Genomic DNA, 16,743 nt, shown 5'->3' on the forward strand with positions numbered 1-16,743 from the left:
ATCCTATGAAAACTTATATATCAGCGTTCCTAATGTTGTTTTTGATGGCTTTTTCTGTGCACGCACAAATTGACCGTTCTAAACAACCTCAACCCGGACCTGCACCAAAAATTGATTTAAAATCACCACAAGAATTTACTCTTAAAAATGGCATGAAGGTATTGGTTGTAGAAAACCATAAGCTCCCGAGAGTTTCATTTAGTCTTACCATTGATAACAAACCGGAAACAGAGGGCACCAAGGCTGGAGTTTCAAGTCTAGTTGGCGGCATGATGGGTAATGGGACTACCTCTATTTCAAAAGAAAAATTTAATGAAGAAATCGATTTTTTAGGTGCCCGATTAAACTTTAGTTCTTCAGGAGCTTATGCAAGCGCACTTTCACAATATGCTGACCGCATTCTTGAATTAATGGCAGATGCCACAATGCACCCATTGTTAGTTGAAGACGAATTCAACAAAGAGAGAGACAGACTTATTGAAGGATTGAAATCTCAAGAAAAGAGTGTTGAAGCAGTGGCTGGCCGTGTGGGCAACGCCTTATCTTACGGTGTAAAGCATCCTTATGGTGAATTTACAACTATTGAAACTGTAAATAATATCAAATTTGAAGATATCTCAGCGTTTTATGAAGAAAGTTTCAACCCAAACAATGCTTATTTAGTGGTGGTTGGAGATGTGAACTTTAAAAAAATAAAATCGCAAATTGAGAAACGTTTTGGAAATTGGAAAAAAGCTGTTGATGTTCAATCTACTGTTCCTAATGCTATCCCTAATGTGCAATACACTCAAATTAATTTTGTGGATATGCCAAATGCGGTACAATCAAACATTTTATTGACCAACAATGTCAATTTAAAAATGAATGATCCAGACTACCATGCTGTGTTAATCGCTAATAAAATATTAGGGGGTGGATTTTCAAGTTACTTAAACATGAATTTGCGTGAAAAACACGCCTATACGTATGGAGCCCGTTCTGGTGTAGATGCTGACAAGTATGTGGGGCGCTTTACTGCGAGTACAGCTGTAAGAAATATGGTAACTGATAGTGCTGTAGTTCAAACTTTAAAAGAGGTTAATCGTATCAAGTCTGAGCCTGTAAGTGCAGAAGACCTTCGGAATGCCAAAGCAAAGTATGTAGGAGATTTTGTTCTTGCTTTAGAAAGTCCGCAAACAGTGGCTAGGTATGCATTGAACATAAAATTGAACAATTTGCCATCTGACTTTTACGAAACATTTTTACAAAAGATAAATGCCGTTACTGCTGAAGATGTAACGCGAGTTGCCAACACCTACTTTAAACCTGAAAATGCACGTATTGTAGTGGTTGGAAAAGGCTCAGAAGTATTGGAGAACCTCGAAAAAACAGGCATTCCAATTCTTTATTTCGACGCTTTTGCAAATCCGGTAGAAAAACCAAAATTTTCAAAACCAATTCCTGATGGTGTTACAGCCTCAACGGTAATAGACGCTTACTTTAATGCTGTAGGCGGAAAAGAAAAGGCAAAAGCTGTAAAGTCAATATGGACAACTGCTAATGTTACAATTGAAGATGCACCATTTTCTCCTATAGGAGAAATGAAAACAATGATTCCAAATAAGACCTCTTTAGAGATGTCTATTGAAGGTATGGGTGTTATCATGAAACAAAAATTTAACGGCACCACTGGCTACACTGAGCAACAAGGCGTTAAGAGAGATTTAACTGAAGAGCAAATTAATGATCAAAAAGCATCGCATACCATCTTTCCTGAATTATATTTTGAGCCTAGCACTTTATCTTTAGAGAGCATGATCAGTATAAATGGTAGTGATGCTTACAAGATTAAAGTATCTGAAAACGGTAAGGATTCTTTCCGCTACTATGATGCAAAATCAGGATATTTAGTTAGAGTTGAAAAAACAACTGAAGTACAAGGTCAAACATTTACCACAGTAGAAGATTTCGGCAATTACTCACCTGTAAAAGACATGATGTATCCGTACAGCATATCTGTGTCTACAGGACCTCAAGTCGTGAAAATGAACGTCACAAACCACAGAGTTAATGAAGGTGTTACTGAAGCAGATTTCAATTAATTTCAGGACAGTGTTATAAAGAAAGTCTGAAGTCTAAAACTTCAGACTTTTTTTATGCCTAAAGGGCAACCATAATTTTATGAATAACTAGAAGTCAGAGGCAACATTTACATGTTAAATTGCAAATTAAAGAAGGGTACAACGTTATAATTCCTTAATTTTGATGTTCATAAATTTTTGAAAACCATATCTTCTAGAGTTCTAAAAATTATTTTGATGAAAACATTCAAAACACTTCTATTACTTGCTTCGTTAGCACTACTATCTGTAAGTTGCAAAGACAATGCGCAACCGGAAATAAAAACTGTAGAGATGACGCAACCAGAAACAGCTTCTGAAATAAAGTTAGATCCTAATGCCACTTACGCAAAAGCCGAATTTGGAATTGAAGGCATGACGTGCGTTATGGGTTGTGCAAAAACTATTGAAAAAAAGATTGCTAAAATGGAAGGGGTGAAATCTGCTACGGTAGATTTTGACAAACGATTAGCCATGGTTGAATATGATAACGCCAAAGTATCACCAAAAACGCTTGAAGAAGCCGTGGTGTCGGTTTCAGACACTTATAGTGTTAATAACATGAAAAACGTTGAGGCATTTTCAACTGAACATGTTTGTGATGCTGCGTGTACTATGGCAGATTGCCCACACAAAAAGGTGGGAGACCCTACCGCTAACAAAAAATCTTGTGACGCAGATTGCAAAAAAGCCTGTTGCGTTAAAAAAGAGAAAGTATAAGAAAATCTTCTGTTACTTATCTAAAACCACGTTCAGTTGAATTGTAGCCTTCTTACGGTCTCTAGCGCAATTTATAACCTTTTGCTGCCCACCACGGATGTATTTCTATTGCAAGTCGTCCTGCTTTTACCATCGGGTCAGCATTTGCCAAACTATCGGCCATTTTAAACGTGGGAACATTATAAATGGTAATGCCCCTAATTTCGCCTTCATCACCAAAAGGCCCAGAAATATCTGCATAACCCATATCATACATTTTGGTTAAATGCGCCAGGTGCTCTTTCTGTAAACGTTGCGACTCTAATTTATTTTGGTCTCGGTTTGGCCCTGTTTTTAAAAAGGCTATAAAATACTGCTGCATAATTACTGTATCTTTAGTTTTTTCGTCTACGTAATCAAATATCTCGTATCCTTCTGCGAGTAATTCTTTTCGAATTTCTGCTTGGGTTTTAGGCGCAGTTGATATGGAATCTGTCATCTCTGATCCAATTGTAACATCATCTTTATCTATTTTTCTGTACTTTTCGCTACAAGACGTTAAAACGAATAATACGCTAAGTACACATACCATATGTTTCATAAGATTCTATTAATTAATTTATTTTAAGACCAACTTTTAAACGGATGCTTCACTAATTGAGAGTTGAAATATCGGATTTGTCCCGTCACTTCCTCTCCTAGCCAATTTGGTTTTACAATATTTTCAGCAAGATCTTTGAGCTCTACTTCAGCCACGACAAGCCCTGCATTAACTCCAAAAAATTCATCCACTTCAAAGATATGGTCACCAGATTGAATTTCATATCTTATTTTTTCAATCATTCCATCTTCGCACAATGGCAGCAGCGCTTCCGCATCATGTTTAGAAATTTGCTTTTCCCATTCAAAGCGGGAAACACCATCCTGTGATGTTGGGCCTTTAATGGTCAAAAAACCACTATCGCCTTTAAGTCTCACGCGTACGGTCCGTTTTTTGTCAGAGTTCAAAAATGCCTGAATAATACGGGTTTGATTAAGGGCTTCCGACTTATATGCATCAGAAAGGACCAAAAATTTACGTTCTATTTCAATCAATTTGCTCACCTAATTCCTGAATTTTTTTTGACTTAATACGTGCAGTATCATAGTCATTGTTAGCCAACCAAACCATACAACTCGCTATGGTTTCTGGTGCAATAGGCTGGTAGCGTTTTAAATCTCCAAAGCGAAAAATAGGTTTTAAAAAACCCATCAGCAATTTAAAAATATGTTCACCTAATCTAAATTCTTCACGTTCTCCCGTAATTAAAGAGGGTTGCAACAAATAGGTATTAGGAATTTGTAGTGCCAAAACAGCAGCCTCCATACGGCCTTTTGTTCTATTGTAAAATATTCTGCTATTCTTCTTGGCCCCTAAAGCGGAGATGACCAAAAATGTATCAATGCCATTGGATTTACATAGTTTTGCTGCGGCTAAAGGAATACCATAGTCTATTTTAATATAGGTATCCTTATCTGAAGTTTTAGCTTTGGTGGTGCCAATACAGCAATACACCTCATCAGCCTTAAACTTGTTGGCGTAATGCTCCAATTGAAACAAATCTATGATGTATTCTTCCAATTTAGGGTGCTTAATTTCACAACTATTTCTTCCAAAAACAGTCACATGACCATACCGCTCATCGTCTAGGAGCAATTTCAATAAAATGTTCCCGGTCAGTCCAGTTGCCCCTAAAACAATTGCAGTTTTTGCCATCTTTTATAATTTCTGTTCCGCTTAGATGTTATAAATTTACGGCATGCCAAACGATTTACCAATAAGAAAGATCATTCATGTAGATATGGATGCGTTTTACGCATCTGTAGAGCAAATGGACCATCCTGAACTTAAAGGGAAGGCACTAGCAGTTGGTGGCAGCGAAAAACGTGGTGTTGTGGCAGCGGCAAGTTATGAAGCGCGAATATTTGGTATACGGAGTGCCATGAGTGGTATGCAAGCCAAACGCAACTGTCCGGAGTTGATCTTTGTAAAACCCAGATTTGATCGTTATAAAGAGATTTCAAAGCAAATTAGAGCTATTTTTTATGAGTATACAGATTTGGTTGAACCACTTTCCTTAGATGAAGCGTATTTGGATGTCACCGAAAATAAAATTGGCAATCCGAGTGCGTCTATAGTTGCACAAGAAATTAGAGCGCGAATTTTAGAAGAAGTCGGCCTAACCGCATCGGCAGGTATATCCGTGAATAAATTTGTGGCAAAGATTGCCAGCGATTATAATAAGCCTAATGGACAAAAAACAGTAAATCCTGAAGATGTTTTAAAGTTTTTAGAAAATTTGGACATTCGGAAATTCCATGGGGTAGGTAAAGTTACGGCAGATAAGATGTATCAGCTTGGCATATTTACTGGAAAAGATCTAAAGGCAAAACCATTAGCATATCTTGAGGATCAATTTGGTAAATCGGGAAGTTACTATTACAAGCTTGTGAGAGGTATTCATCATAGTGAAGTTAAACCTAATCGGATAAGAAAATCATTAGCCGCCGAACGCACCTTCAACGAAAATTTATCCAGCGAAATTTTTATGCTCGAACGTCTGGATAAAATTGCAACTGAAGTCGCAAAACGATTGGATCAAAGTAAAGTCTCAGGAAAAACCGTTACCCTAAAGATTAAATATAGCGACTTTACACTGCAGACGAGGAGTAAAACCTTGCCGTATTTTATCAATGCAAAAGATATTATTCTTGAAACCGCCAAAGACCTTTTATATCAAGAAAAAATGAGTAATTCCGTTAGGTTGTTGGGGATCTCATTATCCAATTTAAATACGGAAACAAGTACTTCGAAACCTGTGGACCTCAAAGACAAGAGTGTCAGTGTACAATTGAAATTTGGCTTTTAACTGAACTTAGCTTTCTTTCAGTTTAATTTAATTGACCACTACACTAATTTCCGCTTTATATTCAGAAGAAGTAATGGAATCTTTAGCGGTTGGATAAGGTATAATATTAATGAGTTTAATAGATATGGCCTCTACTACAGTATCATTTTGAAATTTAGTATTGGTATGTAGGTTGAAACTTTTGTTGACTTGATTTTTTCTCAATGTAAACGCAGCAGTTGCATTACCTTCCCAAACACAATCCAAGCCTTTGGGACATCTGGAATCATTAAATACTGAATCCAGACAGATACGGACATCACTTTCAGATTTTATAAAGCAGCCATTTACTTTTAATACTATTGAACTCGGTGTAACCAAATCATTACTACCACAGCTAAAACAAAGCAATATTACCAAAGAAATTAATAGCTTCCGTATCATAACAATCCAATTTAAAATATAGATGTATTTAGAGTATAAAGGTTGCGCTACAATCGGTTTAAAAATTACTACTTAAAATCAAAAAACCTCAAAGGCATAATGTCTTTGAGGTGTTATCTATTTGAAAGTCAACCAAAAAGTGATGACTAAAAACTACAACTGGTTATTTCAGTAATCCTTAAGGTATTTACCATTCCTTTTTCTTGTATTGGCATGGCCGCTAAACTTACAAGCATGTCTCCAGGTTCAAGGTACCCTTTATTGCAGGCAATTGCATTAACATCTTCAATAGTTTCATCAGTACTGACAAATTTATCATAGAAAAACGCTTTTACGCCCCACAACAAATTAAGTTGGGTTAAAATACGCTTGTTAGATGTAAACACCAATATATGTGCGCCTGGTCTCCATGCTGAAATTTGGAATGCTGTATACCCACTATTAGTTAAGGTAGAGATCGCACGGGCATTTATCTCATTTGCCATGTTTGCGGCATGATAACAAATTGATTTTGTAATATAACGTTTAGTTCGAATGTGTGGAGGAGACTGTGGCACCTTAATTAAAGGTGAATCTTCAACACTTTTTATAATATTACTCATCTGTTTGATTACCTGCACGGGGTATTGACCAACGGAAGTTTCTCCAGACAGCATCACCGCGTCTGCACCATCCATCACAGAATTGGCTACATCATTTACCTCCGCTCTAGTTGGCGTCAGGCTAGAGATCATGGTCTCCATCATTTGGGTTGCAATAATTACCGGTATCCTTGCTCGCTTGGCACGCAACACTAGTTGTTTCTGAATTAATGGTACTTCTTCTGCAGGAATTTCCACACCCAAATCGCCACGTGCAACCATCAATCCGTCACAATAGGCGACAATTTTATCGATATTTTCTACCGCTTCCGGCTTTTCAATTTTTGCAATAATTGGAATTTTATGATCGCTATGTTTTTCAATTAATTCTTTTAATTGCATTAAGTCTTCTGCATGACGTACAAAGGACAGTGCCATCCAATCCACTTGCATTTTAATAGCGAAAATCGCATCTTCAATATCCTTCTCAGTTAAAGCAGGCTGCGATATGTTTGTATTAGGTAGATTTACCCCTTTTTTAGATTTCAATGGTCCCCCTTGAATAACACGCGCTGTAACTTCCGATTTTTTATTAGTAGATACCACTTCAAAAATTAATTTTCCGTCATCAAGTAGAATACGTTCTCCTGGTTTCGCATCCTGAGGAAATTTATCATAGGTCATATAAACACGCTCTTTGGTGCCTTCAAACTTCTTACCTGTGGCAAATATGATTTCATCACCTTCATTGACAACAACCTCACCCTTCATGACGCCAACGCGTAATTTAGGGCCTTGCAAATCGCCAAGGATAGCTGCATTGTAACCAAATTCAGCATTCAATTCTCTAATCATTTGTATGCGTTCTTCAACATCGGCATAATCTGCATGGGAAAAGTTGATTCTAAACACATCTACTCCTTCATCAAGCATTGCTTTTAAGACGGCTTTAGTACTTGTTGCTGGCCCTAAAGTGGCTACTATTTTAGTTTTTTTACGTTTTTGCATTAATCAAAAAATTAAGTTGTCTTTAGACTTTAGTTGGTCTATGTCTATGGTATATGTTGTTATGACCTGTGGGATGGCCTGTATTTTTTCTAGAATGTCCTTCTCATCTAAGTACCTATCTTCATTAGTTACTTTAATCAAAAAATCTACATTTTTTAACTCGGGTAAAAAGTGGTAGGTTTTTAAGACTTTTTCATTGGTTGAAAAAAGAGAGCCTGAACTTTGTAAACTGTCTTCCTCTTTTTTGCAGATGTTGGACACCATATGCCATGTTGTGAATAATTTTTCATCAAACCATTCGTAAATGGGATAGGTTGCAGCAAAATACTTATAATCTAAATCTTGAGCCTGACGCTTTAAGTTCAGATTCAAATGTTTATTGAGAAGATAAGCCAATCTGTAATCTTCCAACCTGCAATGTACGGCTAAAAGCGAGTAGGAAGCGTCATAGAAATCGTCTACAAGTAGTTTATGTAACGCCATAATTATTACAACATGAGCCGTAAAGATAGCACATTATCTCTAGTGTAAAGTGATGTTTTGGGAATTCTTAATAGCGCTACTGCGCGAAATCGTTGTAGTTAGTAACTTTTGTCCAAAACCCTGTAACTATTCTTTAAAGGACTGATTGATTCGGTTTTGAAATGCAAAAAAAGCACGTTTAGAAGCTTTTTCTTCTGCCTTCTTTTTGGAAGTAGCTCTAGCTTTAGCTACAACCTTCCCATCTATTGAAAGTTTTACTGAGAAATGTTTCATATTATCATTGCCAGTATCTTCATAAACATTATAGTCAAATATCTTCTTTTCCTTCTGACACCATTCTATCAATAAGCTCTTATAGCTGATCACTTTTCCTTCAAGCGTTTCGATATCAATATGCTTATCAATTACATTTTTATAAATGAATTTTTCACATTGCTTATACCCCTTATCAAGGAAAATAGCACCCACTAGAGCTTCAAATAAGTTACCATGTATATTGCTTCCAAAATTATTCTTTGGGATTTTAGATTCCACAAAGTCGATGAGCTTTAATTCTTTCCCCAACTCATTAAGATGCTCTCTACTTACCACTTTTGAACGCATTTTAGTCAAGTAGCCTTCATCACCATCTGGAACTTCGCTGTACAGATAGGACGCTATAACAGCACCGAGCATGGCATCGCCTACAAATTCAAGTCGTTCGTAATTAAGTGCCATACCTTTTTCATCTTTCACATTCATTGAACGATGCGTAAATGCCTTAACGTACAGCGATTTGTTTTTCGGCTTATACCCTACGATTTTTTGGATTTGAAAAAAAAAATTCCCGTCATTTTTAGAACGGGAATTTAATATGTTACGAATGTAGTTCATTCGGGATTTAATCTAATTTTTTAAATAATACGCAGGCGTTATGACCGCCAAATCCAAACGTATTACTCATAGCCACTCTAACATCTCTCTTCTGAGCTTTGTTAAGGGTTAAGTTTAATTGCGCATCAATATTTTCATCCACAACTGAATGGTTTATGGTTGGCGGCACAATACCGTGTTCCATTGCCAATATAGCAGCAATAGATTCTACAGCACCAGCGGCTCCCAAGAGATGACCAGTCATAGATTTTGTTGAATTTATATTGATATTCTTGGCATGTTCACCAAAGACTTCCGTAATGGCTTTTAGTTCAGCAACATCACCTAAAGGTGTGGATGTACCATGTGTGTTAATATGATCAACATCTTCAGGTTTCAATCCAGCATTGTCCAAACAGTTTTTCATTACGGCAATAACTCCAATTCCATCAGGATGTGGGGCAGTCATGTGGTAGGCGTCAGAGGATAAACCACCTCCAAGCACTTCCGCATAGATCTTAGCGCCTCTAGCCTTAGCATGCTCATAATCTTCCAAAATAATCGCCCCTGCGCCTTCACCCAAGACAAAACCATCTCTGGTAGCATCAAATGGACGTGAAGCTGTTTCAGGACTTTCATTTCTTGTTGATAATGCATGCATGGCATTAAAACCACCCATACCTGCTTTGGTAACCGCTGCTTCACTTCCTCCCGTTACAATAACATCACAATACCCTAAACGTATATAGTTTAAAGCATCTATCATTGCATTGGCAGAAGATGCACATGCCGAAACCGTAGTATAATTAGGGCCCATAAAACCATGTTTAATGGAAATGTTCCCTGGAGCTATATCGGCAATCATTTTCGGAATAAAGAAAGGGTTGAATCGCGGAGTTCCATCGCCAGCGGCAAAATTAAGAACTTCGTCCTGAAAAGTTTCTAACCCTCCAATACCAGCACCCCAAATTACACCAACACGAAGTTTGTCAACCACGTTAAGATCAAGTTTCGCATCTAAAATCGCTTCATCAGAAGCCACCATAGCATATTGCGTAAACCTATCCATTCTGTTGACTAGCTTCCTATCAATAAATTTGGTTGGTTCAAAGTTTTTTAATTCGCAAGCGAATTTAGTTTTGAACTTTTCAGCATCAAAATATGTTATAGGTCCAGCACCGCTTTTCCCACTAACCAAGGCTTCCCAATATTCATCTTTGGTATTCCCGATTGGTGTAAGCGCCCCTAAACCCGTAACTACAACTCGCCTTAATTCCATAAAGTTTGTTGCTTATTTTGCTGCTTCTATATAAGAGATAGCTTGACCTACAGTAGCAATATTTTCTGCTTGATCATCTGGAATTTGAATATCGAATTCTTTTTCGAATTCCATAATTAATTCTACAGTATCCAAAGAATCCGCTCCTAAATCATTTGTGAAGCTCGCTTCAGTGACAACTTCGTTCTCGTCTACACCTAATTTGTCTACTATAATCGCTTTTACTCTTGATGCAATGTCTGACATAATCTTTAATTTTAAGTTTTATTGATTGGCAAAAATAAAAAACTTTATTTTAAAACCCATTTTTATTTCTAGAATGTGTTTGTAATTTAGTAAATATACAGTGAAGTATTTCTATTTTACCTACCAATTGTTATTATTTATTCTTTTTTTTGTTTCGAATTCTAGAGGCTAATATCTGTAAATGAAATGAGATTAGGGAATTTTGCTGAACATTTTTTAATTTGATAGCGAATAGCATCTGACAATAATATAAATATAGAAAATAGCAGATGAAACGTATTGTAATTTTTGCGTCCGGAAGTGGTACTAATGCTGAAAATTTAATCAAGTATTTTCACAACAGAGAAACTGGTTCTGTCATTCAGGTTCTGACTAACAATCCCCATGCCAAAGTTTTGGACCGTTGCAAATCTTTAAAAGTAAGCGCACTTTCTTTTAACAGAATCGCATTTACCCAAACTAATGATGTGCTAAATATTTTGAAAGCATCAGAACCCGACTTAATAGTTTTGGCTGGGTTCTTATGGAAGTTCCCAGACTTTATACTTCATGAATTCCCTAACAAGGTAATCAATATCCACCCTGCATTGCTCCCTAAGTTTGGTGGCAAAGGCATGTACGGTAAATTTGTGCACGAGGCTGTGGTTGCGAATAAAGAAACGGAAACGGGTATTACCATTCACTATGTCAATGAGCATTACGATGAAGGTGCTATTATATTTCAAAAAAAATGCGAGGTCAGCACAACTGATACTGCAGAAACGGTAGCAGCCAAAATACACGATTTGGAAATGGAATATTTCCCAAAAGTGGTAGAGGAATTGCTTTTAAAGGAAGACTCTAACTAATTTTAAGAGATCCTCGTTTTCTCGAGAATAATAAAAATGTCTAAGAAAAAAAAATACTATACCGTCTGGAAAGGCCATAAAACGGGCATCTTTGAGAAATGGAATGACTGTAAAGCCCAAATCAAAGACTACCAAGGCGCCCAATACAAGTCTTTTGAAACCTTTGAGGCGGCAAAAAAAGCATTGGACGGAAATTACCGAGATTATATTGGTAAGTCCAAGACTTTTAAAAGCGGTTTATCAGAACTGCAACTTCAAAAAATTGGACAACCAAATTACAATTCCATATCAGTGGATGCAGCCTCTAGTGGCAATCCCGGAGTTATGGAATATAGAGGCGTGGATACCAAAACAAAAAAACAACTGTTTATTCAAGGGCCTTTTCCGGAAGGCACGAACAATATAGGAGAGTTTTTGGCTATTGTTCATGGGTTGGCCTTACTTAAAAAAAATAGTAGTAAACGTATAATATATACTGACTCAAAAACTGCCATGAGTTGGGTAAAAAAGAAAACCTGCAACACCAAATTACCACGCAATGCTAAGAACGAAAAGCTTTTTGAATTGGTTGACAGGGCCGTAAATTGGCTTAAAACAAACACTTATACCACTACTATTGTAAAATGGGAAACTAAGGCATGGGGGGAGATACCCGCGGATTTTGGGAGGAAATAATTGACTTTATATGATTATTTTATCAAAAAATAGTACCCAAATCGTATCCAAAAAGCCTTATATTTGCAGCAAATTTTAAACCTCACTATGAGCAAATTAGTAATTGTAGGTACCGTTGCTTTTGACGCTATCGAAACTCCTTTTGGCAAAACTGATAAAATTCTAGGTGGCGCGGCAACCTACATAGGATTGGCAGCTTCTCAATTTAATATCAATGCTGCTGCTGTTTCAGTGGTTGGCGGCGATTTTCCTCGAAACTATTTAGAATTATTATCCGAAAGAAATATTGATATTGAAGGTGTTGAAATTGTAAAAGAAGGTAAAACATTTTTCTGGAGTGGTAAATATCATAACGACATGAACACCCGTGATACCTTAGCAACGGAATTGAACGTACTTGCTGACTTTAATCCGGTAGTTCCTGATACCTATAAAGACGCAAACGTGGTGATGTTGGGCAATTTGCACCCTTTAGTTCAAATGAGCGTTCTGGAGCAAATGAGCAAAAAACCGAAAATGGTGATTTTAGACACGATGAATTTTTGGATGGACTGCGCACTCAACGAGTTGAAGGCTGTGATTAAAAAAGTGGATGTCATAACAATTAATGACGAAGAAGCACGCCAATTAACCGGAGAATATTCATTAGTCGTAGCGGCTCGTAAAATTCACGAGATGGGTCCAACATATGTGGTCATTAAAAAAGGAGAACACGGAGCGCTTCTGTTTCATCAAGATAATGTCTTTTTTGCACCAGCACTTCCATTAGAGGAAGTATTTGATCCAACTGGCGCTGGAGACACCTTTGCTGGGGGATTTGCTGGATTTTTAGCAAAAACGGAAGATTACTCTTTTGAAAACCTTAAAAATGCCGTCATATATGGATCAACACTAGCATCATTCTGTGTGGAGAAATTTGGTACAGAACGTATGTTGACACTCGAAGATAAAGATATTTATCAACGCTTAAATCAGTTTAAACAATTGACCCAATTTGAAATTGTCTTAGAAAATAATTGAACCTAAATACTAATTCTAGACATTAGATCAGTCGTTTAGCAAACAGGCACTAGTGCGCTTTTTAAATGAAAGTATACAATCACATGACATTGCATCTTTTTGATACCACCTTTAAACAACAACAACAAATATCTAAAGGATATACTATTGAATTGCTATATACTGACGCGCTCCAAATGAAGCGCGTTTTTTTATCTCCCTCAGTTTGTAATATACGCAACGGTATTCCGACAAACTATTACTTTTTCAAAAAATCTAAAATTAAAATAACCCAATGAGTGATGCGTTAAAACATGAGTGCGGCATAGCCCTCATAAGACTTCTAAAACCATTAGATTACTATAAAAAAAAATACGGTAGCGCCTTTTACGGTGTTAATAAAATGTATTTGATGATGGAAAAGCAGCACAATCGAGGACAGGATGGCGCTGGTTTTGCGAGTATAAAACTTGACACTGCCCCTGGAGAACGTTACATCAGTCGTGTACGCTCTATTGCGCAACAACCTATACAAGATATATTTGCCCAAATAAATGAGCGCATCAATAAAGAATTGACAGAACATCCTGAATATGCTGATGATGTCGACTTACAGAAAAAAAACATTCCCTATATAGGAGAGTTACTTCTGGGTCATGTGCGCTACGGGACGTACGGAAAAAATAGTGTTGAGAGCGTACACCCGTTTTTGAGACAGAACAATTGGATGCACAGAAATCTTATTCTTGCAGGAAACTTTAACATGACCAATGTTAACGAACTGTTTGAAGGTCTCGTAAAAATAGGTCAGCACCCAAAGGAAAAGGCTGATACAGTGACCATTATGGAGAAAATAGGACATTTTTTAGATGATGCTGTGGCCAAAAAATACAAACAACTTAAAAATGAAGGCTATAGTAAAAATGAATGTTCTCCATTAATTGCTGAGCGATTAAATGTTGCAAAAATTTTAAAACGCTCCTCCAAAGATTGGGACGGGGGCTATACCATGGCGGGTCTCTTAGGCCATGGCGACTCATTTGTATTACGTGATCCTTCCGGGATCCGGCCTGCCTATTACTATCAAGACGACGAAATTGTAGTGGTAGCTTCTGAGCGTCCAGTTATTCAAACTGTTTTTAATGTCGAGTTTGATGATGTGCATGAACTTCCACCAGGTCATGCTATAATAACCAAAAAATCGGGAGATACGGCCATTAAAAAAATTCTAGAACCTTTTGAACGTAAAGCCTGCTCTTTTGAACGCATTTACTTTTCGAGAGGAAGTGATGCTGAAATTTATCAAGAACGTAAGAAATTAGGAAAACTATTAATGCCAAAGGTATTAGAGGCAATTGATTTTGACACCAAAAATAGTGTGTTCTCCTATATACCAAATACAGCCGAAACGTCATTTTTTGGTATGATTGAAACGGTTGAAGACCATCTCAACAAGAAAAAAACGAAAGCCATCCTTGAAGGCAACGGCGGCTTATCAGCCGAAAAAGTTACTCAAATTTTATCTGAACGGCCTAGAATTGAGAAAATCGCTATTAAAGATGTCAAACTACGAACGTTTATTACAGAAGACAGCAGTAGAGATGATTTGGTGGCGCACGTTTATGATGTTACTTATGGGGTTATAAAACCTACGGACAATTTGGTCATCATTGACGATAGTATTGTACGAGGAACCACTCTAAAAAAGAGTATCATTAAAATGATGGACAGGTTGCACCCAAAGAAAATCATTGTTGTCTCCTCGGCACCTCAAATTAGATACCCAGATTGTTACGGCATTGACATGGCCAGATTGGAAGACCTTATTGCATTTAGAGCAATGTTGGAATTACTGAAGGAAAATAACAAATATCACCTCATAGACGATGTGTATAAAAAATGTGTCGCCCAAGCGCATCTAGAAGACAAAGAGGTTCAGAATTTTGTCAAGGAATTATACAGCCAATTTACAGCTGAACAGATTTCAGACAAAATTTCAGAACTTATTAGTGATTCGTCAGTGAAAGCGGAAGTAAAGACTATTTTCCAAACCATTGAAAATTTACACTTAGCATGTCCTAAAAATTTAGGGGACTGGTATTTTACAGGCAATTATCCTACCGCAGGAGGAAACCGTGTAGTTAACAAGGCTTTTATCAATTTTTATGAAGGAAATAGCGCTAGAGCGTATTAGATTGAAAACGAGTAATTTATGCGGATTATCCGAAAAAGAAACATTTAATCGGATAAATTAACACTTAATCTAATAATTAATTGAGTTATTTAAATTCCATATACCTTAGTGATACCATAACATAAGTAGGTTAAGTTCATGGTAGATTTGGGGCAAAAAAAGGTAAACTTAGGTTTACCTTTTTTTATGCCCTATACTTAAGTTTCCGCATTTTAACTTCTGGCAAACGGTTCAAAATCAAGCATAAACCAAATCGATATTATACCACCACTTTTTTAACTAAATTTCGTTCAGCCTAATTTATACGCAGTTTATCTAATAAATTAACGTATTGCAACGACTGCACCTATATTTGTTCCACCATAACATAAGTAGGTTAAGTTTATGGTAGATTTGGGGCAAAAAAGGTGGACACTCGTCCACCTTTTTTCATGAATATCTGCGAAGACAGATATCTCTAATTTAAAAAGACTTCCCTGATTAATATAAATTTTTTATAATTTCCTTCTCACGTGACCTTATAAAACAAGAATTTAATAATTTATCAAGACTTTACATGTTGAATGGCAAGTCAGACTTATTTCAGGGTAGATCTTACATCAATCACCCTTTAATATTCAAGCTTTTATTTTGCCCAAAATTCTCCATCCAAAGCAAAAAAAAAAGCAAACCCTTTCGAGTTTGCTTTGTTACTAATATATAAATAAATCTTATTTTGCTTCCGCATAACGTCTTTCAACTTCATTCCAGTTGATAATATTAAAAAATGCATTGATATAATCAGGTCTCTTATTTTGATATTTTAAATAATATGCATGTTCCCACACGTCCAAGCCTAAAATTGGAGTTCCTCCACAACCTACACCAGGCATTAATGGATTGTCTTGATTAGGTGTTGAGCATATTTCTACTTTTCCACCTTTATGAACGCACAACCAAGCCCAGCCTGAACCGAACTGAGTTGCTGCAGCTTTACTAAATTCATCTTTAAAAGCATCAAATGATTTGTAAGCAGATTCAATAGCAGCCTTAAGATCTCCAGATAATTGCCCTTTACCTTCAGGGTTCATTACTTCCCAAAATAGTGAATGGTTATAGAACCCACCACCATTATTTCTAACTGCCTTGTTGTCCATATCTAAATTGATCAGAATATTCTCAATCGTTTTTCCAGCCATGTCGGTTCCCTCAATAGCATTGTTTAAATTATTAGTATATCCTTGATGGTGTTTACTATGATGTATTTCCATTGTTTTCGCATCGATATGAGGCTCTAAAGCATCATAAGCATATTTTAATTTCGGTAATTCGAAAGCCATAATGTGTATGTTTTTAAGTGTTAATAATTATTCTACCCAAATTTACATATAATACTGTGCATTTAAAAATATTAAGCGCTCCGTATCTACGAGTTAAGAAAAGTTTAACGTTGGCCACTAGCAGCCTGA

General features: G+C 36.6%; 17 protein-coding genes. 7 read left to right on the forward strand and 10 right to left on the reverse strand.

What is annotated here, in order from left to right; translation table 11 throughout:
* The first annotated feature begins 5 nt into the window (after positions 1 to 5).
* A complete protein-coding gene (locus BXY82_RS03790) occupies positions 6 to 2,081 on the forward strand; it encodes a M16 family metallopeptidase (RefSeq protein ID WP_166643248.1) in 2,076 nt (691 codons plus the stop codon).
* A 216-nt stretch (positions 2,082 to 2,297) separates the two neighbouring features.
* Positions 2,298 to 2,819, forward strand: a complete 522-nt coding sequence (locus BXY82_RS03795) for a heavy-metal-associated domain-containing protein (protein ID WP_133756839.1) — start codon at positions 2,298 to 2,300, stop codon at positions 2,817 to 2,819.
* A gap of 61 nt (positions 2,820 to 2,880) precedes the next feature.
* On the opposite strand, the gene BXY82_RS03800 is transcribed toward BXY82_RS03795, so the two are convergent.
* Genes BXY82_RS03800 through BXY82_RS03810 form a run of 3 tightly spaced genes read right to left on the reverse strand, consistent with a single transcriptional unit; the run spans position 2,881 to position 4,554 of the window.
* Positions 2,881 to 3,399 carry a YciI family protein gene (locus BXY82_RS03800; protein ID WP_133756840.1) on the reverse strand — a complete coding sequence of 173 codons (519 nt, stop codon included), beginning with the start codon at positions 3,397 to 3,399 and terminating at the stop codon, positions 2,881 to 2,883.
* A gap of 23 nt (positions 3,400 to 3,422) precedes the next feature.
* Entirely contained in the window at positions 3,423 to 3,893 is a 471-nt protein-coding gene (locus BXY82_RS03805) for a CYTH domain-containing protein (RefSeq protein ID WP_133757413.1), read from the reverse strand.
* Positions 3,886 to 4,554 (reverse strand): NAD(P)H-binding protein, encoded by a 669-nt coding sequence (locus BXY82_RS03810; protein ID WP_133756841.1) that lies wholly within the window; start codon positions 4,552 to 4,554, stop codon positions 3,886 to 3,888. The genes BXY82_RS03805 and BXY82_RS03810 overlap by 8 nt, the downstream gene beginning before the upstream one ends.
* Before the next feature lie 43 nt (positions 4,555 to 4,597).
* Between BXY82_RS03810 and dinB the strand changes: the two genes are divergently transcribed.
* Positions 4,598 to 5,707: a DNA polymerase IV gene (gene dinB, locus BXY82_RS03815; RefSeq protein WP_133756842.1), complete on the forward strand. Its 1,110-nt coding sequence runs from the start codon at positions 4,598 to 4,600 to the stop codon at positions 5,705 to 5,707.
* Between the two features lie 27 nt (positions 5,708 to 5,734).
* On the opposite strand, the gene BXY82_RS03820 is transcribed toward dinB, so the two are convergent.
* From BXY82_RS03820 to BXY82_RS03845, 6 genes are all read right to left on the reverse strand, one after another.
* Positions 5,735 to 6,130 (reverse strand): hypothetical protein, encoded by a 396-nt coding sequence (locus tag BXY82_RS03820; RefSeq protein ID WP_133756843.1) that lies wholly within the window; start codon positions 6,128 to 6,130, stop codon positions 5,735 to 5,737.
* Positions 6,131 to 6,276: 146 nt separating this feature from the next.
* Positions 6,277 to 7,719, reverse strand: coding sequence for a pyruvate kinase (gene pyk / locus BXY82_RS03825; protein ID WP_133756844.1), 1,443 nt, complete (start codon positions 7,717 to 7,719; stop codon positions 6,277 to 6,279).
* A 3-nt stretch (positions 7,720 to 7,722) separates the two neighbouring features.
* Positions 7,723 to 8,202 (reverse strand): IPExxxVDY family protein, encoded by a 480-nt coding sequence (locus BXY82_RS03830; RefSeq protein ID WP_133756845.1) that lies wholly within the window; start codon positions 8,200 to 8,202, stop codon positions 7,723 to 7,725.
* A gap of 126 nt (positions 8,203 to 8,328) precedes the next feature.
* Complete coding sequence (gene rnc, locus BXY82_RS03835; protein WP_133756846.1) at positions 8,329 to 9,075, reverse strand: ribonuclease III; 747 nt, start codon at positions 9,073 to 9,075, stop codon at positions 8,329 to 8,331.
* A 7-nt stretch (positions 9,076 to 9,082) separates the two neighbouring features.
* A complete protein-coding gene (gene fabF / locus BXY82_RS03840; RefSeq protein WP_133756847.1) occupies positions 9,083 to 10,333 on the reverse strand; it encodes a beta-ketoacyl-ACP synthase II in 1,251 nt (416 codons plus the stop codon).
* Positions 10,334 to 10,345: 12 nt separating this feature from the next.
* Positions 10,346 to 10,579, reverse strand: a complete 234-nt coding sequence (locus tag BXY82_RS03845) for an acyl carrier protein (RefSeq protein ID WP_007647141.1) — start codon at positions 10,577 to 10,579, stop codon at positions 10,346 to 10,348.
* Positions 10,580 to 10,848: 269 nt separating this feature from the next.
* On the opposite strand from BXY82_RS03845, the gene purN reads away from it, so the two are divergent.
* The 4 genes from purN (at position 10,849) to BXY82_RS03865 (ending at position 15,295) form a co-directional block, all read left to right on the forward strand.
* Positions 10,849 to 11,427: a phosphoribosylglycinamide formyltransferase gene (gene purN, locus BXY82_RS03850; protein WP_133756848.1), complete on the forward strand. Its 579-nt coding sequence runs from the start codon at positions 10,849 to 10,851 to the stop codon at positions 11,425 to 11,427.
* A 36-nt stretch (positions 11,428 to 11,463) separates the two neighbouring features.
* Positions 11,464 to 12,102: a ribonuclease H1 domain-containing protein gene (locus BXY82_RS03855; protein ID WP_133756849.1), complete on the forward strand. Its 639-nt coding sequence runs from the start codon at positions 11,464 to 11,466 to the stop codon at positions 12,100 to 12,102.
* Positions 12,103 to 12,189: 87 nt separating this feature from the next.
* Positions 12,190 to 13,122 carry a PfkB family carbohydrate kinase gene (locus BXY82_RS03860; protein ID WP_133756850.1) on the forward strand — a complete coding sequence of 311 codons (933 nt, stop codon included), beginning with the start codon at positions 12,190 to 12,192 and terminating at the stop codon, positions 13,120 to 13,122.
* A 274-nt stretch (positions 13,123 to 13,396) separates the two neighbouring features.
* Positions 13,397 to 15,295, forward strand: coding sequence for an amidophosphoribosyltransferase (locus tag BXY82_RS03865; RefSeq protein WP_133756851.1), 1,899 nt, complete (start codon positions 13,397 to 13,399; stop codon positions 15,293 to 15,295).
* Between the two features lie 710 nt (positions 15,296 to 16,005).
* On the opposite strand, the gene BXY82_RS03870 is transcribed toward BXY82_RS03865, so the two are convergent.
* Complete coding sequence (locus tag BXY82_RS03870) at positions 16,006 to 16,614, reverse strand: superoxide dismutase (RefSeq protein WP_133756852.1); 609 nt, start codon at positions 16,612 to 16,614, stop codon at positions 16,006 to 16,008.
* Between the last annotated feature and the right edge of the window lie 129 nt (positions 16,615 to 16,743).

Origin of the sequence: Gelidibacter sediminis (assembly GCF_004364975.1) — a bacterium.
Lineage (GTDB): Bacteria > Bacteroidota > Bacteroidia > Flavobacteriales > Flavobacteriaceae > Gelidibacter > Gelidibacter sediminis.

Bases quoted from the DNA above. Each gene is read 5' to 3' on its own strand.
- fabF (WP_133756847.1), bottom strand. From the start codon at position 10,333: ATGGAATTAAGGCGAGTTGTAGTTACGGGTTTAGGGGCGCTTACACCA.
- BXY82_RS03830 (WP_133756845.1), bottom strand. From the start codon at position 8,202: ATGGCGTTACATAAACTACTTGTAGACGATTTCTATGACGCTTCCTAC.
- BXY82_RS03845 (WP_007647141.1), bottom strand. From the start codon at position 10,579: ATGTCAGACATTGCATCAAGAGTAAAAGCGATTATAGTAGACAAATTA.
- BXY82_RS03790 (WP_166643248.1), top strand. From the start codon at position 6: ATGAAAACTTATATATCAGCGTTCCTAATGTTGTTTTTGATGGCTTTT.
- BXY82_RS03810 (WP_133756841.1), bottom strand. From the start codon at position 4,554: ATGGCAAAAACTGCAATTGTTTTAGGGGCAACTGGACTGACCGGGAAC.
- BXY82_RS03870 (WP_133756852.1), bottom strand. From the start codon at position 16,614: ATGGCTTTCGAATTACCGAAATTAAAATATGCTTATGATGCTTTAGAG.
- BXY82_RS03795 (WP_133756839.1), top strand. From the start codon at position 2,298: ATGAAAACATTCAAAACACTTCTATTACTTGCTTCGTTAGCACTACTA.
- purN (WP_133756848.1), top strand. From the start codon at position 10,849: ATGAAACGTATTGTAATTTTTGCGTCCGGAAGTGGTACTAATGCTGAA.
- BXY82_RS03860 (WP_133756850.1), top strand. From the start codon at position 12,190: ATGAGCAAATTAGTAATTGTAGGTACCGTTGCTTTTGACGCTATCGAA.
- BXY82_RS03820 (WP_133756843.1), bottom strand. From the start codon at position 6,130: ATGATACGGAAGCTATTAATTTCTTTGGTAATATTGCTTTGTTTTAGC.
- BXY82_RS03865 (WP_133756851.1), top strand. From the start codon at position 13,397: ATGAGTGATGCGTTAAAACATGAGTGCGGCATAGCCCTCATAAGACTT.
- BXY82_RS03855 (WP_133756849.1), top strand. From the start codon at position 11,464: ATGTCTAAGAAAAAAAAATACTATACCGTCTGGAAAGGCCATAAAACG.
- pyk (WP_133756844.1), bottom strand. From the start codon at position 7,719: ATGCAAAAACGTAAAAAAACTAAAATAGTAGCCACTTTAGGGCCAGCA.
- dinB (WP_133756842.1), top strand. From the start codon at position 4,598: ATGCCAAACGATTTACCAATAAGAAAGATCATTCATGTAGATATGGAT.
- BXY82_RS03800 (WP_133756840.1), bottom strand. From the start codon at position 3,399: ATGAAACATATGGTATGTGTACTTAGCGTATTATTCGTTTTAACGTCT.
- rnc (WP_133756846.1), bottom strand. From the start codon at position 9,075: ATGAACTACATTCGTAACATATTAAATTCCCGTTCTAAAAATGACGGG.